Genomic DNA, 10,113 nt, shown 5'->3' with positions numbered 1-10,113 from the left:
AATATAATGCGAGTGGTACGTTTTACGTGTCTGTCCTATGCGAAGTACCAGACTTTAAGCCATTGCCTCAAACAAATGAAGCTGTAGGAATTGATTTAGGTATCATCGATTTTGCGATTCTGTCCGATGGACGTAAAGTGGATAACCAACGCTTTACAGCCAAAATGGAGCAAAAGTTAAAACGTGAGCAGCGCAAATTATCACGTCGCTATGAGCAAGCGAAAAAAGAAGGTCGTAACCTACGTGAGTGCATGAACTATCAAAAGCAACGTCGTAGAGTGGCTCGTTTGCGTGAGCGTGTCGCGTTTCAACGAGAAGATTTTTTAAATAAACTGTCAACGGCATTGATTCGTCACTATGACGTCATCTGTCTTGAAGACTTAAACACAAAAGGCATGTTGAAAAATCATAAGTTAGCGAAAGCGATTCGTGATGTGTCATGGTCTGAATTTGTGACCAAGCTAAAATATAAGGCGAAATGGTTCGATCGAAAAATTGTTGAAATCGACAGATTTTTCCCATCGAGCCAACTTTGTCATACTTGCGGTCATCGAGATGGCAAGAAAACATTGGATATTCGTGTGTGGACTTGTTCATCTTGTGGTACGACACTAGACCGAGATATTAATGCAAGTAAGAATATCTTAATCGAAGGATTAAGACTTTTAAAGCAACAACCGTAGGAACTACGGGGATAGCCTACTAAAAAAAGTGAAGCCGCTGTTTAAAGCAACTGGAAACAAGCAAGCACTGTTCGTAGGAATCTCCCACTTCAAGCAACGTTCCAAGAACGGCTAAGTGGGGGTAGTTCAAAAAGACCATTACGCTCCCAATTACGCAAGGTCTCCTCAGTTAACTGAAGCCGCCGCGCCATTTGTTTATGCGTCTGAAGTGGCACAGGTGCTGAAGGCGTTTCGCATAAAAGCTGTTCTACCTCATGAATTGCTTCTAGCACAAATTGATGCTCCACCTTTAGATGACTGAAGTAGCTTGTTGCTTCGTTCAGTGCCTCTTGAAACTGCTATCGCCCACTCAGTTGAACGATTTTAGTCGCACGTTTGCGCAAATTATTTTGGATGAGCTCTTGGCGAAAAGCGAGGCGGGCTATCATCATCTGCTGTTGATGCACTGCTGTATATTGTCGGTAACCATTTGCGGCACGCGGCACAAGGGAAATATAGCCCCACTGCTCGTACAACCGGACCGTATTCACATGAACATTGGCATAATCTGCTATCATTTTTGTATTCATATCACACCTACTTTTTTCTTTAGTGTATCACGAAGTTATACAGACGAATCAAAAAACACCTCCATGATTTTGGAGGTGTTTTTATTAATAGGTCATTAACGATAGACAAGCCCACCATCTGTAATAATGGCTTGACCCGTTATATAATCTGCCTTATCTGATGCAAGGAAGGATACAAGATTCCCTACATCTTCAGGAATTTGATAGCGTCCTAGTGAGATACCTGCCGAAAATTGTTCAAAGGCTTCACCAATTTGAAGAGCACCATCACTGTGTCGAACCATTTCTTCATCAATACGGTCCCACATTTTCGTTTTCGCAACGCCTGGGCAGTAGGCATTGACGGTAATATTGTACTTTGCTAACTCCTTTGACGATGCATGTGTAAATGAGCGTACAGCATGTTTTGAAGCAGAATAGGTCGCTAGCATCTCGTAAGATTCGTGCCCGGCAATGCTACATGCATTAATGATTTTTCCTTTTGTTTGTTGCTTAATAAATTGCTGTGCCGCTGCCTGTGTACCAAAAACGACACCGTTAACATTAATCGCAAAAACACGATTAAGTTCAGCTTCATTAATTTCTAAAAATGGTGTCACGGCATCAATTCCAGCATTATTAACAAAAACATCAAGTTGTCCAAATGCTTCTACCGCTTTTTCTACAACGTAAAATTGATCGGCACGTTTAGAAACATCCCCAGGAACACCTATGACATCTGCACCTTGCTGCTTTAATTCTTCAACTGTTTGATTCAATAGTACTTCATTGATATCATGTAACACTACCCGAAAACCATCCTGAATAAGCTGCTCTGCAATTCCTCGACCAAGTCCACTTGCGGAACCTGTTACGACGGCCACTTTTGACATATTCATCTCTCCATTCCTCTAAAACACCAATCGATACGGATTCTCTAAATACTGACAGATTGTTTGTAAAAATTCGCCTGCCGGTGCTCCGTCTACCACCTGGTGATCAAATGTTAAGCTTAGTGGTAGTTCCTGCTGTTCTTTCACTTTGCCTTTTTTAGTAAATACAAGCTTTGTAGATAATGCGCCAACACCTAAAATGCCGATTTCTGGTGTATTTAAAATTGGCGTAAAATATTCTACTCCGGCATGCCCTAGATTTGAGATGGTGAAGGTTGAACCACTTAATAAATCACTACTTAGTGTATTATTACGCGCACCCGTTGCGACATTTTGCAGGCTATCCGCAAGCTGGGATAAGGATTGATTGGTTGCATCGCGTATAACTGGGACAATTAAGCCGGCATCCACTGCCACCGCCATACCAATATGAATCGCCTCATGTTTAGTATGCTCCCCATTTGCGTAAGAAGCATTCATTTCAGGATGGTCTTTTAGTGCAAGTACGACCGCGCGCGTTAGCAGGACATTAATGCCGAGCGATGCTTTGCCTTCGTCCCCCAATTTTTTCTTCATTTTTTCGCGGAATTTCATTAATGAGCTAATATTTGCTTTACGATGTAACGTTACTTGTGCGGTGTCATGAAGACTTGCGTGCATGCGTTTTGCAATCACTTTTCGCATACCTGTTAGTCCTTCACCGGTATTACTGATAGCTTTTACCGGTGCCGCTTCAGCTACCGGTACATAGCTTTCCACATCACGTCGTGTAATACGACCATTGCCACCCGTACCTGGGATTTGCGTATAATCATAGCCACGTTCTGCTGCGATTTTTCGTGCAATTGGTGTAATAAAAATACGTGTACCTTGCTGTCTTACTGGCGCTTTCACTTCAATCGGTGCTTCTGCTGTAGCTTCATTAGAAATCACAGGCTCTTCTGGGACCGCTACGGTTGCAACCTCCTCACCAGCTGCACCAACATAGCCAATTGGCTCCTTGCATACTTGCTCCTGTTCTTCTGCTGTCACAATTTGCAAAACACCCGCTTCTGGGGCTTCCACGTCATGCGTCAATTTCTCCGAGCTAATCGTCGCGATGACCTCACCCTTTTCAACTGAATCTCCTGCCTGTTTATACCATGCGTCAACAGTACCTTCTGTCATTGTTAAGCCAAGCTTTGGCATTAAAATTGCTGTTGCCATACGATCACCACCCTACGATTTTTTTAAGTCTTGAATTAATTCAGCCGCTACATCGAGTACTTTTTCTTTATTCGGTAAGTATAATTGCTCTAAGTTTGTTGCAAATGGTACGGGCGTATTTGGTGCACAAACACATTTAATTGGTCCATCTAAATAGTCGAATGCCTTATTCGCGACAACGGATGAAATGTCTGTGGCTGTATTATTATGCGGATTCGCTTCATCAATAATAATTAGACGCCCTGTTTTCTTCACAGAATTCACAATCGTGTCTTGGTCCCACGGTGCCGCCGTTACAAGGTCAATCACCTCTACGCTAACCCCATCCTTTTCAAGGGCATCCGCCACATCATTTGCGACATACAGCATTTTCCCAATCGTCACAATCGTCAAATCGCTGCCCTCTCGCTTCACCTTGGCCTTACCAATTTCCACTGTATAATAATCTTCTGGAACCTCATCTTTAATCCCATACAGCGTTTTGTCCTCAGAGAAAATGACAATATTATCGTCTTCAATTGCCGCATTTAACAGTCCCTTGGCATCGTATGGATTAGATGGCACAACCACTTTAATCCCTGGAATCGAGCCTAGCATCCCGTAGTAAGAGCCTGAGTGCTGAGCCGCAGCAGATGCTCCTGCGCCGTGACATGTGCGTACCGTCATCGGAATTTTCGCTTTTCCGCCAAACATATAGCGCATTTTTGAGCCCTGTGCGAGTAATGTATCGAAACAGAAGCCAAGGAAGTCATTAAACATTAATTCCGGTACAGGACGTAAGCCAGTTGCTGCTGCACCTACCGCAGCACCCATATAGCCCATCTCAGAAATTGGCGTATCAATGACGCGCTCACGACCATGTTTTTCAACCAGTCCCTTGGTGACGCCAAATACACCGCCCCATGCACCTTCATTACCTAGATGGTCGATTGTTGCGCCACCGGCAATGTCCTCACCTAGCAAAATCACGTTATTATCACGATCCATTGATTGATCCAAAGCCTCGTTAATCGCCTGCATAAATGTAATTTTTCTTGTCATGTTCCTTCACTCCTTTTATTAGTCTACGTATACATCTTCTAGTAATGCTTCTGGACGAGGTACAGGGCTTTCCTCTGCAAACTTAATTGCTGCCGCCACATCCTGGCGCGACTTTTCTTCAATATCATCTGCCTGTTTTGCCGTTAATAAACGTCCTGCAATCGCTTCTTTACGGAATAGCTCAATACAATCTGTATCTGCATGCTCTTTTTCAGGTCCCTCTTTTGCTTTATATTTTTGCTCGTCCCCTTCAAAGTGACCATATTTACGATATGTGAGGCATTCAATTAGTGTTGGCCCTTCACCTTTACGCGCACGCTCTACCGCCTCGCCTGCCGCATCATATACTTCTTTTAAGTTCATGCCATCTACTTTGACACCTGGAATATCATACGCCGCCGCACGCTGCGCAATGGTTTTAGAAGCCGATGAATAAGACTGTGGCGTCGATTCCGCGAACATATTATTCTCACAAACAAAGATAACCGGAAGCTTCCAAATCGCCGCCATATTAATGCCTTCGTGGAAACCACCCTCATTGGCTGCACCATCACCGAAAAAGCAAACAACTACACTGTCTGTTTTTAAGTATTGATTACGCAGTCCTGCACCAACAGCGATTGGGAATCCACCGCCAACCATCCCGTTCGCACCAAGCATGCCTTTATCAATATCAGCAATATGCATCGAGCCTCCCTTCCCCTTACAAAGACCCGTCTCCTTGCCATAGATTTCTGCCATCATGCCATTTAAGTCACAACCCTTTGCGATACAATGTCCGTGACCTCGGTGTGTACTTGTAATATAATCTTCATCTGTTAAATGTGCACAAACACCTGTTGCCACTGCTTCCTCTCCTGCATATAAATGCACGAACCCTGGAATCTCTCCACTCGTGAAAATGCGATGTACTTCATCCTCAAAATTGCGAATATCATTCATTTTTTCATAAATCCATGCCGCTTTTTGTTTTGTCAGTTTTTTCATCGTAATTCCTCCTTGTAATTAGCCATGTATCGCTTGTGAAATCAGACTGTTCGCTACCTCTCCTGTCAGTTCAGATAGACTTGGATGCCCAAATGTTAAATTTGCCAATTCATCAACACAGCCCTCTGCTTTTTTGACAGCCATTATCGTATGGATCATTTCTGTCGCATGGGCGCCGACAATAACCGCGCCTAAAATTTCGTTATATGTTTTTTCAGAAATGATTTTGACAAATCCTTCTGTGTCATTCGTGGCAATGGCTTTACCAATAATGCTAAACGGCATACTGCTCACTTGAACATCATAGCCATTCGCTCTTGCCTCCTCTTCACTTAAACCAAAGCTTGCGACTTCCGGTGTCGTATAAATGCAACGAGGAATGAGTGTTTGCTGTAAAGGTTCTGGATTGACTCCAGTCATATGTGCGACGGCATGTAAGCCCTCTGCACTCGCTGCATGCGCGAGCATATAGCCACCAATTGCGTCCCCAATCGCATATACACCAGCCACCGATGTTTCATAATGTGCATTGACCTCGATAAATCGGTCCGCCTTTAGGCCAAGTTGCGTAGCGAGCGCTAGATTCGCTTTGCGTCCCGTTGCCACTAATAATTCGTCAAAGTCAACGTTTCCAACTGATGTGTGTACGGTTGTTGCTGTGACCTGTTGTAGCGTAATGCCGGTGTGCACCGTACAGCCAAGTTCCTGTAATTTCTTTTTCAATAATGTACGAACCGCTACATCTTCTGTGCCTAAAATATCGGGTGCTACTTCTAATACACTGACCTCGACACCAAGCGGAGCCATCGCAAAAGCGAGCTCAACTGCAATAACGCCGCCTCCGATAATAACAAGCTTATTCGGTAAGGTTGTCATATCAAAAAATGTATCAGTCGTATGATAGCGCACATTTTCAATGCCTTTGATTGGTGGTACAAATGGTGTACTGCCCGTCGCAAGTAGAAGCTTATCTGCTGTTAAGCGCTGCGCTCCTACTTGCACCGTTTTGTCGCGCGTAAGTGTTGCTTCTCCTTCAAAGTAAGCGATTTCATTTTGCTTAAACAGATGATGAATACCGCCTTGTAGAGATGTTACGACGCTATTTTTTCGTGCTACCAATTGATCGAAATGGATTGGCCCAACTGTATGTTCAATACCGTATGCCTGTGCCTCTTTCATAGTTAATAACCATTCGGCATGCTTTAAATATGCTTTTGACGGTATACAGCCGACATTTAAACAAGTGCCGCCAATCTTTTTCTTCTCGATGACTGCCACCTGCATCCCTTGCTGCGCCGCCTTAATAGCCGCTACATAACCCCCTGGTCCTGCGCCAATGATGACTACGTCATAGTGCTTCACTGCTACCCCCTCCATTCTTTTGCCTACACCTTTCTTTATGCAAAAACCATGCCAACTTTAAAAATGCCGTCACGCCGGTATTTTTCTTTTCAACAAATAAAAAAAACGCAACACATTGTTGCGTTTTTGTCTTAATTCACTTCAAATTGTAGCGTTTCATTTTACGATACAGTGTACTGCGCGCCATTCCTAACGCAGCGGCGGCCTTTGAAATGTGATAATGATGCTGTTCAAGTACGGCTCGTAATTGCTTCTCCTCCTCAGACATTGGCGCTACATTTTGTTGCAAACGCTTTCTTTTTGTCCGTTCAATTGTCCCCATTTCAATCGTTTGTTGCAGTTGTTCTCTCGTTGGTTCTACATGTTCATAATAGACATGTAGCCGCTCTAAAAAGTTATTTAACTCACGAATATTGCCGTACCATTCATAGTGTTGTGCCACTTCATAAGCAGTAGCGAGCCAATAAGGATACCAATTTTTCTTCATACAATAATCTTGCATAAAGACGAAAATATCTTCCTTACGTTCACGCAATGGCGGAATCGATAGCGGACAAACATATAGTCGATAAAATAAATCCATTCGAAAATTTTCCGCTTCGACTTCTGCACGTAAATCCCGGTTACTCGCGGTCACAATGCGAAATGATACTCGCTCGACCTTCGTGCTACCAATACGGGTCACCTCTTGATTTTCTAACACGCGTAAGAGCGCTGCTTGCATACGCTTTGACATACTATCTACTTCATCTAAAAATAATGTACCCCCATGCGCTTCGGCAATTTTCCCTTTATATCCTTTCGCATTTGCCCCGGTAAAGGCACCCGGCGCATAACCAAATAATTCACTTTCTAATAAACTTTCACTAATGGCTCCGCAATTAATCGCTACAAGTGGCCCATTCGCAACGGCGCTATTTTCATGTAATGTTTTGGCGATGACTTCTTTCCCACTTCCCGACTCCCCGTAAATATGCACGGGTAGTGGACTGCTTGCCACCTTTTCCACTTGCGCCATAAATGCACGATATGCTTCATTTTTAGAAGGCACTCCTTGATAGAAAAACTGTTTTGTTTCCTCTTCCTGCTGTACGATCGGATAAAAGTAACCAATCATTTGGTCATCTAGAAAAATAGGCTGTGGCAATGCTTGTAGCACTTGTTCCTTTAAAAGTGCATGAATCGGTTGTCCTTGCCACTGTGCCTCTTCAATAAAAAGTTGCGCCGAGATTTTGACAATACGCTCAAATTCATCACAGACAACCCCTGGCTGTGTCATACGATAGCTATAGTCTACAAGTTGCTTTCTCTCTTCTAGATAACGTGACTTTATTTTGGATGAAATCGTTGCTGTCAGTAGCTTCATAAACGTATTTACTTCTTGTGCTGCCGCAGAATCGTTTAAATGTGAGGAAATGTCTAGTACTGCACATACCTTATCATGCTCATCATAAATTGCCGCCGCAGTACAAGCCCATGCATGAGAGCCTACCGCATAGTGATCATAACCTGTCAGTGACATCACAGCCCCCGTCTGAATCGCTAACGAAATCGCATTGGTGCCAACATCCTGCTCATGCCAGCGATGCCCTTCTGAAAATGACATGTCATTTGCAACGCGTTTTGTTCCCTCATGACCGTCGCGCCACAATATGTATCCATTTGCATCCGTTAAAATAAAAACGGGTAATTGTAATTTGAAATAAGCTTCATACATGCGTAGTTCCTGCTGTACAAGCGCAATCAATCGTTCATTTTTCCTTTGCTGCTCACGTAACTGGGGCGGCGTTAAGATTGCCTCACTTTTACGTGCATATGGGTCAACCTCTAATGCTCGGCAATGCAGCCAAGACGTTGCCACTTCCTCCGGGAGAATTGTCAAATCAACTGAATCCTGTGCAATAAAACCTTTCCAAACACGTTCTTTTACATTCATTGAAAGTCCCTCCTCATACACGATTCACCATTGGCAAAAGGATAAGTAGTATATGCTTTATTTTACTAAATATGGTCGTTGAAAGGAATTGAAAAGTCTAGTATTTAACATTGCGTGCTGTATCAATTTTCTGTTATGTTCATTTATATAATAGGGAAAGGAGCTGGTTCCATGCTATACCGCCTTGCAACACCTCAAGATATTCCGGTTTTAATCGAACTACGAAAACGGCAATTAATTGATGAGGGCAGTACGCCGGATACCATTATTGACAATGAATTAAATACTTTTTTTGAGCGCAATTTTAGAGATAATTCGCTTGTGCAATGGATTGTCGAAGAACAGGACGAAATCATTGCAACAGCCGGTGTAATTTTTTATGCTTTTCCACCAAGCTATACGAATGCAAGTGGTATAAAAGGGTATATCACGAATGTTTATACACATACCTCTTATCGTGGACAAGGACTTGCATCTGCTCTGCTCGATAAATTGGTAAGTGAAGCGAAAAAACGTCATGTGCCGGTCTTGCTGCTAGAAGCTTCTACAATGGGAAAACCGGTTTATCAAAAATATGGCTTTACAGAGATGGATACCTGGATGATTTATCGTCTCAATCTTTCTTTTTAAAGAAAATATTGTGCAATTCTTATAACTGTGATAAATTAAAGGCATAAAGCTAAAAGAAGAGGTTCATAGCTGAAACCCTCTATAAAAAACTATGGGATCATATGACAGTTATGCCGTATCCGATAGTGGATACGGCTTTTTTTCATATTTTCTCTTCTTCTAGCGGAAGGAGGAAGTAACATGACACAACGAACAGATGAGCAAGGACTAAGTGACTTAACATTACTTGGTAATCAACACACAAATTATGCTTTTAACTACGCTCCTGAGGTACTAGAGGCAGTAGACAATCTTCATGCGGAACGTGATTTTTTCGTAAAATTCAACTGTCCTGAATTTACAAGTCTATGTCCGATGACGAAGCAGCCTGACTTTGCGACGGTGTATATTTCATATATTCCAGACAAAAAAATGGTCGAAAGCAAGTCGTTGAAGCTCTATTTATTTAGTTTCCGTAATCACGGTGATTTCCACGAGGATTGCATGAATAAAATTATGGATGACTTAATTAACTTATTAGAGCCTCGTTATATTGAAGTATGGGGCAAATTCACTCCACGCGGCGGGTTATCGATTGATCCCTGGTGTAATTATGGACGCCCCGGCACAAAATATGAAGACATGGCGATGCATCGCTTAATGAATCATGATATGTACCCTGAAAAAGTAGATAACCGATAAACACGAGATGTTCTTAGCGACCATCTAAAAAAAACTAAGAGAGAGGCTGGGACATAAGTAGAAATTCCAGTCTTTAATAGAGAAGGTGATGTCGAATTTGACATCACCTTCTCTATTTTTATGCGCAAATTGGGAATTACCATTCC

11 protein-coding genes and 1 riboswitch are annotated in these 10,113 nt (G+C 42.7%); of the genes, 3 read left to right on the top strand and 8 right to left on the bottom strand.

Annotated features, from left to right (window positions below; translation table 11 throughout):
• The coding region (locus ACFSY7_RS03875; protein ID WP_380146926.1) for an RNA-guided endonuclease TnpB family protein at positions 1 to 683 on the top strand (683 nt) is incomplete at its 5' end.
• 89 nt (positions 684 to 772) lie between these two features.
• On the opposite strand, the gene ACFSY7_RS03870 is transcribed toward ACFSY7_RS03875, so the two are convergent.
• The 8 genes from ACFSY7_RS03870 to ACFSY7_RS03835 all read right to left on the bottom strand — a co-directional run bounded on the left by ACFSY7_RS03870 (position 773) and on the right by ACFSY7_RS03835 (position 8,656).
• Positions 773 to 970, bottom strand: coding sequence for a MerR family transcriptional regulator (locus ACFSY7_RS03870; protein WP_380146925.1), 198 nt, complete (start codon positions 968 to 970; stop codon positions 773 to 775).
• 51 nt (positions 971 to 1,021) lie between these two features.
• A complete protein-coding gene (locus ACFSY7_RS03865; RefSeq protein ID WP_380146924.1) occupies positions 1,022 to 1,252 on the bottom strand; it encodes a MerR family transcriptional regulator in 231 nt (76 codons plus the stop codon).
• Between the two features lie 95 nt (positions 1,253 to 1,347).
• Positions 1,348 to 2,124 (bottom strand): acetoin reductase, encoded by a 777-nt coding sequence (locus tag ACFSY7_RS03860; protein ID WP_380146923.1) that lies wholly within the window; start codon positions 2,122 to 2,124, stop codon positions 1,348 to 1,350.
• A gap of 18 nt (positions 2,125 to 2,142) precedes the next feature.
• Positions 2,143 to 3,330 carry a dihydrolipoamide acetyltransferase family protein gene (locus ACFSY7_RS03855; protein WP_380146922.1) on the bottom strand — a complete coding sequence of 396 codons (1,188 nt, stop codon included), beginning with the start codon at positions 3,328 to 3,330 and terminating at the stop codon, positions 2,143 to 2,145.
• Between the two features lie 12 nt (positions 3,331 to 3,342).
• Positions 3,343 to 4,371, bottom strand: coding sequence for an alpha-ketoacid dehydrogenase subunit beta (locus tag ACFSY7_RS03850; RefSeq protein ID WP_126989379.1), 1,029 nt, complete (start codon positions 4,369 to 4,371; stop codon positions 3,343 to 3,345).
• Positions 4,372 to 4,389: 18 nt separating this feature from the next.
• Complete coding sequence (locus ACFSY7_RS03845) at positions 4,390 to 5,358, bottom strand: thiamine pyrophosphate-dependent dehydrogenase E1 component subunit alpha (RefSeq protein WP_126989378.1); 969 nt, start codon at positions 5,356 to 5,358, stop codon at positions 4,390 to 4,392.
• 18 nt (positions 5,359 to 5,376) lie between these two features.
• The gene (lpdA, locus tag ACFSY7_RS03840) at positions 5,377 to 6,720 is read right to left on the bottom strand and encodes a dihydrolipoyl dehydrogenase (RefSeq protein ID WP_380146921.1); all 1,344 of its coding nucleotides are present in this window, start codon (positions 6,718 to 6,720) and stop codon (positions 5,377 to 5,379) included.
• A 136-nt stretch (positions 6,721 to 6,856) separates the two neighbouring features.
• Positions 6,857 to 8,656, bottom strand: coding sequence for a sigma-54-dependent Fis family transcriptional regulator (locus tag ACFSY7_RS03835; RefSeq protein WP_380146920.1), 1,800 nt, complete (start codon positions 8,654 to 8,656; stop codon positions 6,857 to 6,859).
• 171 nt (positions 8,657 to 8,827) lie between these two features.
• Between ACFSY7_RS03835 and ACFSY7_RS03830 the strand changes: the two genes are divergently transcribed.
• Positions 8,828 to 9,286, top strand: coding sequence for a GNAT family N-acetyltransferase (locus ACFSY7_RS03830; RefSeq protein ID WP_126989375.1), 459 nt, complete (start codon positions 8,828 to 8,830; stop codon positions 9,284 to 9,286).
• 52 nt (positions 9,287 to 9,338) lie between these two features.
• Positions 9,339 to 9,385: riboswitch (PreQ1 riboswitch) on the top strand.
• 81 nt (positions 9,386 to 9,466) lie between these two features.
• Positions 9,467 to 9,967 carry a preQ(1) synthase gene (queF, locus tag ACFSY7_RS03825; RefSeq protein WP_126989374.1) on the top strand — a complete coding sequence of 167 codons (501 nt, stop codon included), beginning with the start codon at positions 9,467 to 9,469 and terminating at the stop codon, positions 9,965 to 9,967.
• The last annotated feature ends 146 nt before the right edge of the window (positions 9,968 to 10,113 follow it).

The organism is Kurthia populi (genome assembly GCF_042686175.1).
In the GTDB taxonomy this organism is placed as follows: domain Bacteria; phylum Bacillota; class Bacilli; order Bacillales_A; family Planococcaceae; genus Kurthia; species Kurthia populi.
The sequence above is the reverse complement of the archived record's forward strand: the minus strand, read 5'-3'. Positions and strand labels throughout refer to the sequence as shown.